This window comes from Desulfurispora sp., assembly GCF_052744395.1.
On record NZ_JBRAJI010000052.1, the window covers coordinates 1 to 16,057 of the forward strand.

The 16,057-nt window shown below is 59.5% G+C and carries 12 protein-coding genes; 1 reads left to right on the top strand and 11 read right to left on the bottom strand.

All coding sequences use genetic code 11. The features are described 5' to 3' along the window. The 8 genes from gap to ACUVTU_RS11770 form a co-directional block, all read right to left on the bottom strand. Window positions 1-1,010, bottom strand: a 1,010-nt coding sequence (gene gap / locus ACUVTU_RS11735) for a type I glyceraldehyde-3-phosphate dehydrogenase (protein ID WP_445890148.1), incomplete at its 3' end; no start/stop codon positions are given. Window positions 1,011-1,149: 139 nt separating this feature from the next. Then, window positions 1,150-2,496, bottom strand: a complete 1,347-nt coding sequence (locus ACUVTU_RS11740; RefSeq protein ID WP_445890149.1) for an anaerobic glycerol-3-phosphate dehydrogenase subunit C — start codon at window positions 2,494-2,496, stop codon at window positions 1,150-1,152. Between the two features lies 1 nt (window position 2,497). Beyond that, complete coding sequence (glpB, locus tag ACUVTU_RS11745; RefSeq protein WP_445890150.1) at window positions 2,498-3,769, bottom strand: anaerobic glycerol-3-phosphate dehydrogenase subunit GlpB; 1,272 nt, start codon at window positions 3,767-3,769, stop codon at window positions 2,498-2,500. After that, entirely contained in the window at window positions 3,766-5,373 is a 1,608-nt protein-coding gene (gene glpA / locus ACUVTU_RS11750) for an anaerobic glycerol-3-phosphate dehydrogenase subunit GlpA (RefSeq protein ID WP_445890151.1), read from the bottom strand. The genes glpB and glpA overlap by 4 nt, the downstream gene beginning before the upstream one ends. A gap of 286 nt (window positions 5,374-5,659) precedes the next feature. Then, entirely contained in the window at window positions 5,660-7,159 is a 1,500-nt protein-coding gene (gene glpK, locus ACUVTU_RS11755; RefSeq protein ID WP_445890152.1) for a glycerol kinase GlpK, read from the bottom strand. Between the two features lie 267 nt (window positions 7,160-7,426). Beyond that, entirely contained in the window at window positions 7,427-8,137 is a 711-nt protein-coding gene (locus ACUVTU_RS11760) for an MIP/aquaporin family protein (RefSeq protein ID WP_445890153.1), read from the bottom strand. Between the two features lie 487 nt (window positions 8,138-8,624). After that, window positions 8,625-9,218 (bottom strand): glycerol-3-phosphate responsive antiterminator, encoded by a 594-nt coding sequence (locus ACUVTU_RS11765; protein WP_445890159.1) that lies wholly within the window; start codon window positions 9,216-9,218, stop codon window positions 8,625-8,627. A 359-nt stretch (window positions 9,219-9,577) separates the two neighbouring features. Continuing rightward, window positions 9,578-11,209 (bottom strand): methyl-accepting chemotaxis protein, encoded by a 1,632-nt coding sequence (locus ACUVTU_RS11770; protein WP_445890154.1) that lies wholly within the window; start codon window positions 11,207-11,209, stop codon window positions 9,578-9,580. Between the two features lie 283 nt (window positions 11,210-11,492). Between ACUVTU_RS11770 and ACUVTU_RS11775 the strand changes: the two genes are divergently transcribed. Beyond that, complete coding sequence (locus ACUVTU_RS11775) at window positions 11,493-13,409, top strand: methyl-accepting chemotaxis protein (RefSeq protein ID WP_445890155.1); 1,917 nt, start codon at window positions 11,493-11,495, stop codon at window positions 13,407-13,409. 48 nt (window positions 13,410-13,457) lie between these two features. On the opposite strand, the gene ACUVTU_RS11780 is transcribed toward ACUVTU_RS11775, so the two are convergent. Genes ACUVTU_RS11780 through ACUVTU_RS11790 form a run of 3 tightly spaced genes read right to left on the bottom strand, consistent with a single transcriptional unit; the run spans window position 13,458 to window position 15,660 of the window. Beyond that, the gene (locus ACUVTU_RS11780; protein WP_445890156.1) at window positions 13,458-14,279 is read right to left on the bottom strand and encodes an extracellular solute-binding protein; all 822 of its coding nucleotides are present in this window, start codon (window positions 14,277-14,279) and stop codon (window positions 13,458-13,460) included. Continuing rightward, complete coding sequence (locus tag ACUVTU_RS11785; protein ID WP_445890157.1) at window positions 14,272-14,652, bottom strand: PadR family transcriptional regulator; 381 nt, start codon at window positions 14,650-14,652, stop codon at window positions 14,272-14,274. The genes ACUVTU_RS11780 and ACUVTU_RS11785 overlap by 8 nt, the downstream gene beginning before the upstream one ends. Before the next feature lie 39 nt (window positions 14,653-14,691). Further along, window positions 14,692-15,660 carry a sulfite exporter TauE/SafE family protein gene (locus ACUVTU_RS11790; protein ID WP_445890158.1) on the bottom strand — a complete coding sequence of 323 codons (969 nt, stop codon included), beginning with the start codon at window positions 15,658-15,660 and terminating at the stop codon, window positions 14,692-14,694. Window positions 15,661-16,057 lie beyond the last annotated feature (397 nt).

Here is a 16,057-nt window from a genome sequence, read left to right on the forward strand (position 1 = left end):
CCCATGTGCAGGGCCAGGTCCAGCACCCGGTTGGAGTAGCCCCACTCGTTGTCGTACCAGGCCACCACTTTGACCAGGTTGCCCTCGATGACCATGGTGGAAAGGCCATCCACGATGGAAGAGTGTGGGTTACCCTTGAAGTCCACCGACACCAGCGGCAGATCGCAGAACTCCAGTATCCCCCGCAGCGGGCCGGCAGCTGCCTGCTGCAAAGCGGCGTTGACCTCCTCCCGGCTGGCCGGCTTTTGCAACTCGGCCACCAGGTCCACCACGGAAACATTGGGCGTGGGCACGCGCATAGCCATGCCGTTCAGTTTGCCAGCCAGTTCGGGCAGCACCAGGCCCACGGCCCGCGCCGCACCCGTGCTGGTAGGGATGATGGACAGGGCCGCTGCCCGGGCTCGCCGCAGGTCTTTGTGGGGCAGGTCCAGGATGCGCTGGTCGTTAGTGTAGGAGTGCACTGTGGTCATCAGGCCCCGCACAATGCCAAACTGTTCGTGCAGCACTTTGGCCACAGGAGCCAGGCAGTTGGTGGTGCAGGAAGCGTTGGAAACCACCTGGTGGCGCTGCGGGTCATAGGTATGCTCATTCACCCCCATGACAATGGTGGCATCCACCTCTTTGCCCGGCGCGGAGATGACCACCTTTTTCGCCCCGGCAGTTAAGTGCCCGGTTGCCGCCGCCCGGCTGGTAAAGCGCCCGGTGGATTCCACCACTATGTCCACGCCCAGTTCGGCCCAGGGCAGGGCGGCGGGGTCAGTGAGGGCGCAAACCTTGATCTCCTGCTCTCCTACTTGCAGAGCGCCCGCAGTAGCACTGACGGGGGTAGCCAGGAGGCCGTGCACCGAGTCGTAGCTGAGCAGGTGGGCCAGCGTGGCCGGATCGGTCAGGTCGTTGATGGCCACCAGCTGCACGGGTGAACCGGAACCCAGCAGCCCTCTTTGCAGCATGGCCCGGAAGACATTACGGCCAATGCGGCCAAAACCGTTAATGGCAATGCGAACAGACATATGGGCAACCTCCCTGTTTTCACTTGATTTTCGCACTGGTACCGGCGAGAGAATGTGAATATTTTCTCATTTTTCTTTGCCTTATTCCGGCCGGAGCAGCACCGACCCGGCCGGGTGATTTCTGTAATAATGTGCCGGGTTATATGTTTGGTTTCAGGGCCCGGGCCAGCAACTCCACCGGGTGACACACCCGCGCCCCGGTCAGGTGACCAATTTGCAGGGCACACATACCGCACTCGGTGACGGCCTCGCTCAGGGCCAATTGCTCCATAGCCTGGCGCACATTTTCCCCGATAGCCCGGCTGATGGGGTATTTCTCCTTTTTAAAGCCGTAGGTGCCAGCCAGACCACAGCATCCCGCCGCCAGATCCACCACCTCAAGTTCAGGGATCAGGGCCAGCACATCCAGGGAGGGAGAACCGCAGCCCAGGGCCCGCTGGTGGCAGGGCTGGTGATAGGCCAGCTTGAGGGGCAGCGGGTTCGGGTTCAGAGAAAAACGCCCCTGTTCTTTCAGTTCCAGCAGATAGCTAAAGACGTCTGTGATCTGTTCCGGCCGGCCAGCCAGGTCCAGGCCCAGCAATTCGCCGTACTTTTGGCTTAAGGTGAATAAACAGCTGGGACAGGTGGTGACCACCCGGTATCCTTGCTCCAGATAGGGTTTTAACCGGCGCAGGTTGGCCTCCCCGCGGGAGCGGGCGGTGTCATAGAGCCCGGCACTGATGGCCGGCAGGCCGCAGCAGGGGAATTCCTCCACCTGCACCTCCACCCCGCCGGCGGCCAGCACTTCCAGTACGGCCAGACCGATCTGGGGCTGATTGTAGTTGACAAAGCAGCCGGGATAATACAGCACTTTATCCTGGCCGGCAGCCGGACCAGACCCGGCGAGGACGCTGGCCCCGGATCTGGTCCGGCACCAGCGCCGGTAGAGCTGCCCAAAGGTTTGAGGCGCATAGCCGGGCAGGGGCAGGGCGGCACTCACCCCGGCCAGTTTTTCCCCGGCCGCCCGCAACCAGCTGCTCCGCCCCAGCCGGTTGATCAATCCGGGGGCCAGAGTAGCCAGGCGCCCGGCTACATCCGGGGTGGCCAGCAGGCGGTCGCGCAGGGGAGCGCCGTACCGGGCTACATACTGAGCTTTGGCCCGGCTGTTCATGGCGGCCACCGGCACCCCGGAGGGACAGACCACCTCACAGGTACGGCAGCCTGTACAGTAGACTATGGAGGGATGGATAGCAGCCGGCTCCATCAGGCGGAAACGCTCCAGATCCGGCCCATTTTGCTTGGGCCCGGCAAACCTGTCGGTGACCCGGCTCACCGGACAGTGCGCCAGGCAGATAGTGCATTTAATGCAGTTGTCCAAATCATAAGCATGGCTTCCTTGCGCCGCCGACCCGCCAGCACAGGTCGCCCCCGCGCTGCCTGCTGAAGCAGGCCGGGCAATGGACTCCGCGCCCGGCTCCGGATAATCCCTCTTGTCCATACCAGACATCCTAAACACCCCCTGCGGCCAGCTGGCCAGCCTTATACCCACTGCTCAGAGCTACCCCACCACCACATTTTTCCACTGGCCAGTTGCTGCCGGCTAAAATGGCCCCCGCCGCCAGCACATTTTCCAGACATACCCGGCCTTCTTCATCCACCGGCTGCAGTTTTTCATTCACCCGCAGGCCAAAGCTGTTAAAAGCGTGACCGTGCCGGTCCAGGAATTCCTCACAGGCCCAATCCCCGGGAGTAAATTTTACCGGTAGATTAAAAATGGTCTCCTCTACCTGACCGGGACCGGCCTTCAGTCCTCCCCCCAGGAAGGAGCCGCTGGCCAGCACACAGGCTTCGGCCAGCACACTAAGCCGCCCGCCCGGCCCGGCCAGCTGCACGGCCCGGCAGCGTTTCCCCTGCGACTCCAGTTCCACACCGCACACCATACTGCCGGAAAGCACTGTTACCCCCTGTCTTTTCAAATAGGTGAGCAGCGCTTCGCTCAGGCGCATACCGGGCAGGGCTGGCGGCAGTCCAGCCACCTCGTAGACCGGACTGCCCAGCAATGCGGCCAGGCTTTCCCGCACCTGCCGGTGTCTGGCCCGCCCCAGCACGGGCGGCACCAGCACCAGTGTACCGGGCGTCAGATGCGGTCTGATCTGGGCGACTACTTCTTCCAGCACCCCCGGCTGCTCCAGGCGCCCGGCCAGGGTCACCGCGTTCATCTCTCGACCACCCAGGCGCACCGCGCAGGTATCCAGTTGTACACCGGGCGACAGGCACCCGCATTTTTGTAAGTTGACCGCCATTACGGCAGGGTAAAAGTCTTTCAGTTCGGCAAAACCTACTAACAAAATGCGCACCACCTGCTGCAGGCCGGTCACGGCCATGCTCTCAGGCACCAGATAGGTGGGGCGCAGCGTGCCCAGGGCCGTGGGCACCAGCCAGTTGCCCCGGCCGTTGGACAGATAGGGCAGCCCGGCCGAGCGGGTGAGCGCCTGAAAATATGCCAGACTTTCCTCCAGCACATCAAAGGTTCTGGCATAGGGGTGTTCTTGATTTCGTTCCACCAGACGGGCGATCTCCAGCCGGGGACTGATAGCGGAATCTTCCGGTTTGTCCAGGCTGTAGCCCCACAGATCTATGCCGCCCGAGGAAAGGGTCAGGCTGCCCGCCCCCTTGCCCACCAGCAGCACTTTTTTACCCAGTTCCGCCGCCCGGGCGGCGGCCACCACACCGGCCAGTCCCAGGCCGATAACCATTATATCGGTCTTTTTGCTGTTCATAACATTCTCTCCATCCCGAACAGTGCGCTATAAATGGCTGTGGATAGCTGGGCCTCACGCAGTTGCTGGCCCCAGAGCACGGGGCGCATTCCTTTCCAGCGCTTTTGCAAAAAATCGGCCAGATACTGGCGGTGGTCGGCAGCAAAGCGCGGGTAGCGGCTCAATAGGCCCAGGCTGCGGTAGCTGCAAAAGGTACCCTGGCAGGTGCCCATGCCCAGGCGGGTCTTGCGCCGCACATCGCCCAGGGTAAAGGTGGTGTCGGCCGCCAGGGCCTGCTCCACCTCGGCCTGGCTGACCAGTTCGCACTCGCACAGAATACGGGCCTGCTCGGGCTTTTGCTCGGCCCGGGCCACCACAGCGGCAAAATCATCCCCCAGCCTTTCGGCCGCCTTGTGCGCCGCCGCCACTCCGAAAACTTTTCTGCCCCGCTCCAGCCACTCGGGCGATAGCGGAGCAAACAGCGGCTCGCCGGCCGTGCGGCAGGGGCGGCTTATGCCCAGTTTGCCGGCCGCCAGGTCCGCGGCCTTTTCGGCCATCAGCCGGAAGGTGGTGAACTTGCCGCCCACAATGCTGATCATCCCTTCCAAGCCGTCCCGCTGCCGGTGGTCCAGCAGGGCATAGTTGCGGCTGACCGAACGGCCGCTGCCCGCCAGCGGCGCCTCCTGGTACAGCGGCCGCACCCCGGCAAAGGCCCGAATCAGCCGGTACTTGTCCAGATCGGGCACCACTTCCCGTCCAATGGCCAGCAAATCCAGCACCTCTTTTTGCTGCGGCCGGTTTTCCGCCGGGTTTTCCACCGGCAACGAGGTAGTGCCTAAAATGGTGATGGGACCGTGCGGCACAAAAATATCTCCGTCCCCGGGCGGCCGCAGGCGGTTTACCACCTGCGGCACCAGGCGGTGGTTGAAGGCAATCAGCGTGCCTTTGTCTTTAATTACTCCCACTTCCAGCCCGGCCAGGGCGGCTACTTCCCCGGCCCAGGGGCCGGCGGCATTGATCAGCACCTGGCACTCAATGTGGTACTGCTCCCCGGTTAAAACATTCTCCGCCCGCACACCGGTGACACAGCCATTTTGCTGCTCAATGGCCTTCAGGCGGGTGTAAGTAAGCGCCCGCGCCCCGTAGCGGCGGGCCGAGTGCAGATTGCTCCAGACCACCCGGAAGCCGTCCACAGCGCAGTCGGGTACGGCAAAGGCGCGCGTGACCCGGGGGCTCAAAGCCGGGTTCTGACGCCGCACTGCCGCCGGGTCCACTTCCTCAACTTCGATACCGGCCTGGCGGCAGGCGCTCTCCCATTCCTCCGCATAGGCCGGGTCGTCTTCCGGCAGCTGTACAAACAGCCCACCGGTGATTTCCACACAGTTGGGGGCGATACGGCGCAGAATCATGTTTTCTTCAATACACTCGCGGGCCGCAGCCGCATCTTTTACCGCATAACGGCAGCCGCTGTGCAAAAGGCCGTGGAAGCGGGAGCTGGTGCCATGGGCCAGATCCCCCTGCTCAACCAGCAGGGCGGTGATCCCCCGCATGGCCAGATCGCGCAGAATGCCGGTACCGGTAGCACCACCGCCCACTACCACCGCCTGCACACTGAGTTTCTGCATGGTTTATTCCTCCGTGGCCAGTTCTATCAATCCCGTCAGATCATCAACTCAACAGCCAAACCAATTATGAATGTAAATCATACCTGCAGGAGAAATACGGTTTACCCCGGCTCCAGACCGCCCCTCCCGGCCTGACGTCTTCAAGACTACGTCAGACAACTGGGAAAAGCCGCACAATACAGGATCAGCATATTCTCCTGGTACTGTGCGGCTTCTCCTCATCTCATGCCGACAAATTGCTTCATCAAATTGTCCCAGCCTTGCCTGCCGGACACACCGCGCATCATTACTCCTCGGCCCAGTCCATGGCCCGGCGCACGGCTTTCTGCCAGCCCCTGTAGAGCTTTTCGCGCTGCTCCGCGGCCATTTGCGGGGCAAAGCGGCTGTCCAGCTTCCAGCGGCTGGCCAGTTCCTCCTTGCTCTGCCAGAAGCCCACAGCCAGACCGGCCAGGTAGGCGGCTCCCAGGGCGGTGGTTTCAATCACCTGCGGCCGCTCCACCGGCACACCCAGAATGTCGGCCTGGAACTGCATGAGCAGGTTGTTGGCCACGGCACCGCCGTCCACCTTCAGAGCGGTAAGCCGGATGCCCGAGTCGGCCTCCATGGCTCCCAGCACATCGCGGGTCTGATAGGCCAGGGATTCCAGGGCGGCACGAATGAGGTGATATTTGGTCGTACCGCGGGTCAGGCCCACAATGGCGCCGCGGGCCCGCATATCCCAGTAGGGGGCACCCAGACCTACAAAAGCGGGTACCAGATATACCCCATCGGTATCCTGCACCTTTCCGGCAAAATACTCCGAGTCGGGCGCGGCTTCTACCAGCTTGAGACCGTCGCGCAGCCACTGGATAGCCGCCCCGGCAATGAAAATGCTGCCCTCCAGGGCGTATTCCACCTTGCCGTCAATGCCCCAGGCAATGGTGGTCAGCAGGCCGTTTTGCGAATCATACAGCTTTTCACCCGTGTTCATGAGCATGAAGCAGCCCGTGCCATAGGTGTTCTTGGCCATGCCGGGCTGGTAGCAGGCCTGGCCGAAGAGCGCCGCCTGCTGGTCGCCGGCCACACCGGCAATGGGCACAGCGTAGCCCAGGAACTGCTCGGGATCGGTATAGCCGTAAACCTGGCTGGAAGGTTTGACCTCGGGCAGCAGGGAGGCCGGGATATTCAACTCGCGCAAAATCTCTTCGTCCCACTTCAGCTCGCGAATATTGTAGAGCAGAGTGCGGGAAGCGTTGGAATAATCGGTTACATGCACCCTGCCGCCGGTGAGCTTCCAGATCAGCCAGGTGTCCATGGTGCCAAAGAGCAGTTCGCCTTTTTCCGCCCGCTCCCGGGCCCCCGGTACATTGTCCAGGATCCACTTCACCTTGGTGCCCGAGAAGTAGGCGTCCAGCACCAGACCGGTCTTGTGGCGGAAAGTGTCCGCCAGGCCCTTGGCCTTCAATTCGTCACAAATGCCGGCCGTGCGACGGCACTGCCAGACGATGGCGTTGTACACGGGCTGCCCGGTGTTTTTGTCCCAAACCACAGTGGTCTCCCGCTGGTTGGTAATGCCAATGGCGGCAATTTCCTCAGGACTTACACGCGTCTTGGCCACCACTTCAGCAATCACGCCGTACTGGGTGCTCCAGATTTCCTCGGCATTGTGCTCCACCCAGCCCGCTTTGGGATAAATCTGGGTGAACTCTTTCTGGGCCACGCCCACGATGTTGCTGTCCTTGTCAAACAGGATGGCCCGGCAGCTGGTGGTACCCTGGTCCAGAGCCAGCACGTACTTTTTATCCATAAAAATAGCCCTCCCGGAAGTGGTATAATGCATTTCGGTATTGTACAACCCGATGGAATCCCCATCATTTTGTTGATTACAGGGAGGCTGTTCCCGCCATGGCCTGAGCTGCACGCAATAACCAGACCACTGCTTGATCATTGCCCGGTTTGAACAGTATTGTAATGCCAGATTTATTGCCGGATGTCCTGCACCATCCACCACTGGCAGAAACAGCACCTGTAAACTCAGATCCGGATTATGCGTAAGGCCGCCAAGCCCCGGCTTTTATACCAGCCCGACAGCTTTGCTGACAATGGCGCCCAGCAGGCCACCGAGCACGGGTCCCACCACCGGCACCCAGGCGTAGCCCCAGTCCGAATCGCCCTTGCCGGCAATGGGCAGCACAAAATGGGCGATGCGCGGGCCCAGGTCGCGGGCCGGGTTGATGGCGTAACCGGTGGGACCGCCAAGGGAGAGACCAATCGCTACGATAAACATGCCAACTATAAATGGGTTGAGACCTTCGGTAAATTTGTTGGCGCCCAGGGCCATAATGCCCAGCACCAGGATGAAGGTACCGATAATCTCACTGAGCAAGTTGGCCGGCAGATTGCGGATGGCCGGACCGGTAGAGAACACCGCCAGCTTGGCCCCCGGGTCGTCACTGGCCGCCCAGTGCGGCAGGTAGTGCAGCCAGACAATTAGCGCCCCCAGGAAAGCACCGATGAACTGGGCCAGGATGTAAGCAGGCACATTGCTCCAGGGGAATTTGCCCAGATAGGCCAGAGCAATGGTCACCGCCGGGTTGAGGTGCGCTCCGCTGAAGGGACCGGCCGCATAAACCGCCATAGCCACACCCAGACCCCAGCCAAAGGTGATCACAATCCAGCCGCTATTTTCCGATTTGCTCTTTTTCAGTACACAGCCGGCCACCACACCGCCGCCGAAAATAATGATCAACATGGTACCGATAACTTCCGCCAGAAATGGCGTCATAAGTACTCCCCCTTCAATACCTCTGTAAAGAAAAATTACTGCTTAATAGAAAATTTGTGCTCACCCTGTATGCTCTTTTTTACCCCTGTAGCCGGATCAGTCCGGCAACTCTTCACCGCTTTTAACCCTTGACCTGTCTGTGACTTTTTGTCCCCCTGCATCACCTGCCTGACATAAAAATAGACCTATCATGGCAACCAGGGGGCTACCACAACAGGCCTTCTCCTTTTCTCCCGGCCAGGTAAAGGAGTAAAAACAAAAAACCCTAAAAACAGACAGCCTGTAAAACCAGCAGCCATCTGACCAGGGTCTTTCTCCAGCACTCCCGCCGCAGTATCAAGTTTTTGCTCTTGCCTGAAATATTGCTCACTTATTAATTGTATATTAACTGATTTTTAAACGTCTGTCAATCGCAAAATTTTGCTTATTTTCAGCTTTCGCTCATAAATTTCCCGCTGCAGCCAGTCTGCTGCCGGCCGCAGCTTCTTCAGGGCCGCAGCACGGCGCTAGCCTGCCAGATCTGGCGGCGGCTGGTGGAAATGGCATCAAAACCTTTTTCCAAAGCCTCCCGGGCATCTTCAGCCGTGCGCAGGAGCCCCCCGCCCAGCACGGGCACGCCCAGCTCCTTTTTAATTTCTGACACCACATAGGCGGGCACAGTAGCCGGCAAGACCTCCACCGCATCCGGCAAAGCCTGACCGACAGCCACTTTCAGGGCCGTGCGCAGCGATTCGGAATCCACAATGAAAAACCGCTGCACCACATACAGGCCCAGCTCCCGGGACTGCCTGGCCAAAGCGGCCCGGGTGGTCACTATGCCCTGAGCTCCCATGCGCCGGAGCAAACAGGCGCCGGCCGCATCTTTGCCCACACCTTCCAGCAAATCAATATGCACCAGCAGTACCCGCCCCGCTTCGCGCACTTTTTTGGCCAGAGGCGGCAAAAAGTTAACATCCCCCCCCAGCAAAAAAACCGCCTTAATATGCGGGTAATGCAGCACTTCGTCCAGGTCGTCCGGTCGGCGAATGGCCGCACCGATCTTTTCCCCGCCCATAGCTCCGGTCAAAAAGCCTTCCTTCAACTCACTCACCCCGGCTTTGATCTGGTCCGGTCAGCTCTGCCCATGGCTCCGGTACACCTCTCTTACTATATCATAATTTTCCTCCCGGGCCGGCACAAAATGCTCTATACCACCATGCGTTAAATTTTCTAACCAAACCTCCGCCGCGCCAACAAATACAAAACCCCCTTTCGGGATTCCGCACAAGCGGCATCCTTACAGGGGGCTTCTCCCAAACTCCTGGCCGGACCGTATCAAATTTTATGGTAAATTCAGCTGATAATTCTTAATCTTATTTTAACCATTTTTAAGCATTTGGCAAGATATTGGGCCAAGTTTTTATCTTTTTCTACACGCCCGCCCACACCCGACCGGCTTTTCTAAACCTTCCACACCGCCACGGCAGCGCGCAGTTCCCGGGAAACCCGCTCCAGCTCCTGGGTGGCAGCAGCAATGGTCTGGCCACACTGCTGCTGCTCCTGCAGCACGCCTTCCGCGGTCGCCACATTGCCGGTGCCGCTCTGGGCCGTATCAGCCAGGCGCTGCACCAGATCGCCCAGTTGCTGCACCGCCTCGGAGATATGGCTGAAGCTGGCGCTCACCTGCTGCACCCGGCCGTGGCTGCCCAGCACCTGCTCGGCGCCCTTGCCCATGGCCGCGGCCGCCCGGGCACAGCCCGCCTGGATCTGGTGCACCACCGCCGTCACCTGACCGGCCACCCGGGCCGATTCATCGGCCAGCTGGCGCACCTCCTGGGCCACAATGCTGAAACCCCGCCCGTGCTCACCAGCCCGGGCCGCCTCAATGGCCGCATTAAGGGCCAGCAGGCCGGTCTGAGAGGCCACATTGACAATCATTTCCGCCAGTTGTCCAATACCTGTGGCCAGGTTGTTCAGCTCCTCTACAGCCTGCCGGGCCTCCACCGCCGTCCGGCTCATCATATCAATCTCCGACATGATTTGCTGCGCTCCCTGCCCGCCGCTGGCCGCCATACCGGTCACCTCGCCGGCAAAGGCGGCCGCATTCTGTACACTGGCCGAAACCTGGCTGAGGGCTTCGGTCACCTGCTCCACCGCCCGGCCCAGCTGCTCCTGCTGCGCAGTATTGGTCTGCACCACATGGGCCAGAGCCAGCACGGCCTCGTCCACCGCCTGCACCTGGCGCACCACGGCGGCGAAAAACTCCTGCAGGCGCGCCACAAAATCATTGAAAGCCACCGCCAGGATGGCTATTTCGTCCGTGCCAATTACCGGCACGCGCAGCGAAAGATCCCGCGCCTGCTGCAGTTCCACAAACTTGTCCGCAGTAAAGCGCACCTTGCGCAGCACATCCACGCGCAAGAAAACCCATCCCAGCAAAGTAACCAGAAGCAGGAAGAGCAGATGGACCAAATGCTGCCAGGCCGGAATATTTTTATGGGTCAAACCAATATACAAACTGCCCAGGGTCAAGGCCGGTACAATCAGGTTGTTTACAGTAAACTTGAAGCCCAGGCTAACCCCCGAGCGGGACTTGACTTTAATTTTTAAGTACGGCACGGGCTCGCCCACCGGGCGGGTGAGAAAGAGCTGGGTAAAAAGCGCTCCCTGGGGATAGCCCAGCACCACCAGCAGCAGCACCTGCCACCAGGGAGCCGGAGCACCGGCCACATCCAGAAACCATACCACCAGTCCGGCAAAGATCAGCAAAAAAACCACGCAAAATGCCGTCATGCGCTTGCCATAAGCGGTAATCACCCGGTAGGCCTGCCCGGCCAGCTCTTCATTCTCCAGATCGGCCAGGGCCCGGACCACGGTACGGTAAACTCCATCGCTCCAGAGCAAATAAACCGCAATGTAGCCCAGTAAAAAGGCCCACAGCACCGGCCAGAGCCAGAAACGACCGGCCAGAGCCGGCGGCAGCACTCCGGACAGCCACACATTCAGCCCGGCCGTGATCAACGCGGGCAGCAGCATGACAGGCACGCCCAGCAAAAGCGCCCGGCGGGAAAAATAACGCAGGGTGACGGTCATAAAAACCTCCTCCTTAATTCTTTACTAGGTTCCCTACATACCCTGATAATGACTAAACATTCATTCATTTAGCTGCATTGAAGTTATTAATACGCTGTATACAGAACAATCCCTTTTTTAAAATCAGTATTTTCTGTATTTTTAGCAACAATCTCCGCCCTGTACATTAAGCCCAACCAGTTACCTAATAAATTTTCCATAAAATCATCTGGTTAAACTATCTGTTATAATTTAAAATGATTAATAGACCATAATTTGTCGCAAATAAGGGGGCTTAACCACCATGCGCAGTATTCGCTGGCAAATAACCCTGTTTGTCCTGCTGTTCACCTTGCTGCCCCTGGCGGTCTCGGGCTTTTTGGCCTACCGCGCCGCCAGCCAGATGGCCGTGCAGGCCGCCCAGGAACGCATGGCCGATGCTTCCCGGGTTAACCGGCGCGCTTTAAACCGCAGCCAGAATGAGCTGGCCATGCTGGCCCAAATGCTCAGCCAGAGCCGCCCGCTGGCCCAGGCCCTGCAAAAAGGCGACCGGGCCGCCCTGCAGGCCCTGCTGGAGCCGGCCTTCCAAAACGCCAGCAAAAACATCCCTATAAACACCCTGGAGGTTACTGATGCCGGGGGCACCGTGCTCATGCGCGGCCACAAGCCGGAAAAATTCGGCGATAATAAAAAAGACCATGAACAGATCTCCCGGGCCCTAAGTGGACAGGTAGTGAGCGGCCTGACCATCAGCCAAACCACGGGCGAGGCCGCCCTGGATGCCGTCTACCCGGTACTGCTGGACGGGCAGCTAGTGGGGACAGTGAAGGCCGGACTGTACATCAATGACCAGCTGGCCGACTTCCTGGGCAAAACCACGGGTGCCGATGTGCTTTTCTTCTATAATTTTGGCGGCCGTTATTTACTGAAAGGCCACACCGCCCTGCCGGAAGACAGCATCTTCCAAAAGCAGGGGGAACAGGTGGAATTGACTGATACCCGGTTAATCAACCAGCTGGTGCAAAACAAGGATAAAGGAGAGCATATTACCCACACCCGGCTAAAAATTCACGGCCTGGAGCACCATGTGGCCTTTGCCCCGCTGGCCGATGCCGGCGGCCAGGTGCGCGGCATGGTCGCCGTGGCTGTGGAGGTGGCCTCACTGGAACAGTCGGCCACTAAAATGCGCCGGGGCCTGCTGGCCAACACCGTCCTGGCCGGTCTGCTGGCCGCCCTGCTGGCCCTGTGGTACGCCGGTCGCCTGGCCCGTCCCATCATCCAGGTAGCCGGCGCCCACCGCCAGCTGGCCGCCGGCAATCTGAACGTGCAATTGGAGCTGTCCCGCCGGGATGAAATCGGCCAAACTGCGCTCTCCCTGAATGAGCTGGCGGCCAGCTTCCGCCACATTCTGGGTGAACTGAGCGCGGCCGCGGAAAAGGTGGCCCATGTGGCCGAAGATCTGAGCAATAACGCCCAGCAGACCACCGCCGCCGCCACGGCCACGGCCTCCAACATGACCCAGGTGGCCTCCAGCGCTGAACAGGTCGCTGAAAATGCCCGGGCAGTAGCGGCCGAAGCCGCCGGCGCCGCGGCGGCGGCCGAACAGGGCCGCCGCCAGCTGAACGAGGTGGAAGGACAGATGGACCAGGTCAGCCAAGCCGCCGACAGTGCCGCCGCCGCTCTGCGCCAGCTGACCGGAGTAACCCAGACCATCGGGGAAATGGTGGAGATCATCACGGGCATTGCCGAGCAGACCAACCTGCTGGCCCTCAACGCGGCCATTGAGGCGGCCCGGGCCGGTGAGCACGGGCGGGGCTTTGCCGTGGTAGCCGAAGAAGTGCGGGTGCTGGCCGAGCGTTCAGCCCAGGCCGCCCGCCAGATCATGGAGCAGACCCAGGCCATTAACCAGAGCGCTAGCCGGGCTTTGAGCAGTATGGAAGAAAACATCACTCAAATTGCCGGCGGCGTGCGCCAGGTGGCCGATTCGGGCCGGGTGTTTGCCGGCATCATTGAAACCGTGGAAAAACTGCACGGCCGGGTGGACGAAGTAGCCCGCGCCGCCGAGGAAATTTCCGCCGCGGTGCAAAACGCCGCCGCCGCCACCCAGCAGCAAACGGCAGCCATGCAGGAAGTGGCCTCCACCACCCAGGAGCTGCACGTGCTGGCGGAAAACCTGGAAAAGCTGGCCGGACGCTTTAAGGCAGATCAAGAACGGCTATAAAAACAATACCCGGGTACAGCAGGAGGGGACGGCCAGCCGCCGTCCCCTCTAATATGGAATCAGTCCGCACTCCTCCAGCAATTCCTGACCCTGCTTGCTCAAGATCAGACCCAGAAAAACTCCGGCCAGAGCGGGGTTGGCCGCGTTCCTAGGGATGGCAATGGCAAATTCAATGGGCGCACCGGAAATGGTCATCATCTCGCCGGAATTTTTCCCCGGCAGGCTGACAGTGGCCCGGCTGTAATACGAGGCATGGGCGGGATGAGAGAGGTTGATTTTCTCCGGCAAAGCAAGATACCTTACGCCGAACTGGCTGGCCACACAGCGATAGACAAAGGCATAATCCAGCTTACCCACCAGCACATCGGCGGCCAGGTCATAGGACTTGGGGTAGATGAAATCCCCCCGGCACTTTTGATCCAATTTGACAAATAATCCGGAGTGCCCGTAATACTCCTCGGCCAACTGCCAGACCATCAAAGTGCGGTAGCCACAGGGATCCAGGTCCTGGTTGGAGCGGCCAAAGGTGACTTCCTCCCGGAGCAGGATATCAAACCAGTTTTGCGCATTGATTTCCCCGCCACCTCTGGAAAACTCGTTACAGGCCAGCACAATCTGGTCGTTGGCAAAGATATAATACCTGTCCACATACTCGGGCACCAGAAACTCTTCAAACAGCATGGGGTCGGCCAACGCCAGCACGTCCACCACTCTACCCTCCCGCACCTGCCGGGCACAGGCCCGGGAACCATGAGACTCCAGAACAATTTCCAGTTCAGGATGGGTTTGCTGCAAAAGCCGGGCACATTCCACCACCGGTTTGCGCAGGGCACCGGCATGTAGTATTTTCAATGTACGCCGGTTACTCAACTCCCCTCACCTCCCGCCGGTATTCCTCCAAAAATGCCTGCATTCTGGTAACTTTAGCGGTAATCAGCTGTACACAGTAGTCCAACGCCTGATACCCCACCGGGCTCAAACGGTAGGCCCGCCGGGCCGGGCCAGTGTGCTCGGTGTCCCACTGCGAAACCACCAGGCCGTCTTCTTCCATCCGGCGCAGGTTACGGTAAATAGTGGCGGGATCCGCCTCAATTTCCGCAAAACCGGCCTGGTTGATCTTCTGGATTAATTCATAGCCGTGGGAGGGTTTTTGGGCCAGAAAAAAGAGCAGGGCCGGGACCAGCATTTTGTCAATGCGCCCGGCAAGATAAGCAAAAGCAGTGTTTGGCGGTTGTTCCTTCACCCGGTTTCACCTCAAGTCCCTGTTCATTGCGCGAGGCAATTAAAAGAAATACTGTCCAATATAGTTTAAGGCCAGGAAGAGAACCAGGACGGTAAGGATGGCTTTAATCACCTTGTCCGGCAAAAACTTCTGAATGCGGGCCCCCACATAGGTGCCCAGCAGGCCCCCTACACCAAACAGAGCGCCCAGCAGCCAGTCCGGAGCTACCGCCGCCCCGCTGGCAATGCTGCTGGCCGCCAGAATGTGGTAGTAGATCACCCCGGCTATAGAGGTGATGAAGGTACCAGCCAGCGCCGCGCCGGCCACGGTATATACGGGCAGCCCCAGTACCGACACACAAAAAGGGGCAATGATAGCCCCGCCGCCAATGCCGTAAATACCCCCAATCAATCCCACCGCCAGGGCCAGCAGCAAAATAGACAGGGTACCGAAAGAATAGGTTTCCCCCCAGAATTCGTACTCAATCCTGCGCAGGGAAACCGATTTGGTCTTCACCACCGCTTCGGCAGGCAGACCGGCCGCCAGGCGTCTGGAGCTTTCTTCTTTCAGCCTGGCCACCTGTTCGGCAAACTTTTTCTGCATCATGGCGTTCTGCTCCTGCACCTTTTTATTCCAGCCCAGCACTTCGGACAGCAAGCGGTAGCCCAGGTACAGGAGCACACAGCCCACAAAGAGCTTGAAGGTTTTGGGGTTGGGCATGTACAGGATGCGGATCCAGGCCCCGATAAACACCCCCGGCAGGGTGCCGATAACCACGGTCCAGGTCAGGGGCCAGGCCATGCGGCCTTCTTTAATGTAGCGGTACAGGCCGCCCGGAATGGCCACAATGTTGTAAATAAGGTTGGTAGGACTGACCGAGGGGCTGGTATAATGCAGCACACTGACCTGAAAGGGCAGCAGCAAAAAGGCCCCGGAAACACCGGCCGAAGCCGTCAGGGAGGAGACCAGGAAGGCCACCAGCGGCGGGATAAAGGGCAGCACATCCACCCCGGAAACCGGAAAATGCATAAACCCACTCCTTTCACCATACCTGTAAACCTGTAAAACGCAACTCCGGTATTCTCATAAATGTTGCCACTGTCAATCAGGAAAAGTTGGTTGCAGGCTGCTTATACAGATTGGCGTGCTATCACCCCACTTATAAGTGCACCGTGCATATATATTTATATTAATAATACATTTGATGCTAAAACATGTCAACTATTTATGTGAAGCCTCTCCCGCCTACGCATCGCTAAGAGGCGAGAGCTTCCTGGTTCATTGACCGCAGCCACACGGGTCTTACGCAATCTCCGCAGGCGTAAATTCGGGTGCTTCCAGCCCTACTTACACTGCAAATCTTAGCTAGCCCTTTGCAGGATGACCATTGCCGAAACCACATCCCGGTCTGCGACCAGTCCACATT

Coding starts and splice junctions, on each gene's coding strand:
- ACUVTU_RS11790 (WP_445890158.1), bottom strand. CDS start 15,660: ATGCATTTTCCGGTTTCCGGGGTGGATGTGCTGCCCTTTATCCCGCCG.
- glpK (WP_445890152.1), bottom strand. CDS start 7,159: ATGGATAAAAAGTACGTGCTGGCTCTGGACCAGGGTACCACCAGCTGC.
- ACUVTU_RS11770 (WP_445890154.1), bottom strand. CDS start 11,209: ATGACCGTCACCCTGCGTTATTTTTCCCGCCGGGCGCTTTTGCTGGGC.
- glpB (WP_445890150.1), bottom strand. CDS start 3,769: ATGAACAGCAAAAAGACCGATATAATGGTTATCGGCCTGGGACTGGCC.
- ACUVTU_RS11760 (WP_445890153.1), bottom strand. CDS start 8,137: ATGACGCCATTTCTGGCGGAAGTTATCGGTACCATGTTGATCATTATT.
- ACUVTU_RS11740 (WP_445890149.1), bottom strand. CDS start 2,496: ATGTCTGGTATGGACAAGAGGGATTATCCGGAGCCGGGCGCGGAGTCC.
- ACUVTU_RS11775 (WP_445890155.1), top strand. CDS start 11,493: ATGCGCAGTATTCGCTGGCAAATAACCCTGTTTGTCCTGCTGTTCACC.
- glpA (WP_445890151.1), bottom strand. CDS start 5,373: ATGCAGAAACTCAGTGTGCAGGCGGTGGTAGTGGGCGGTGGTGCTACC.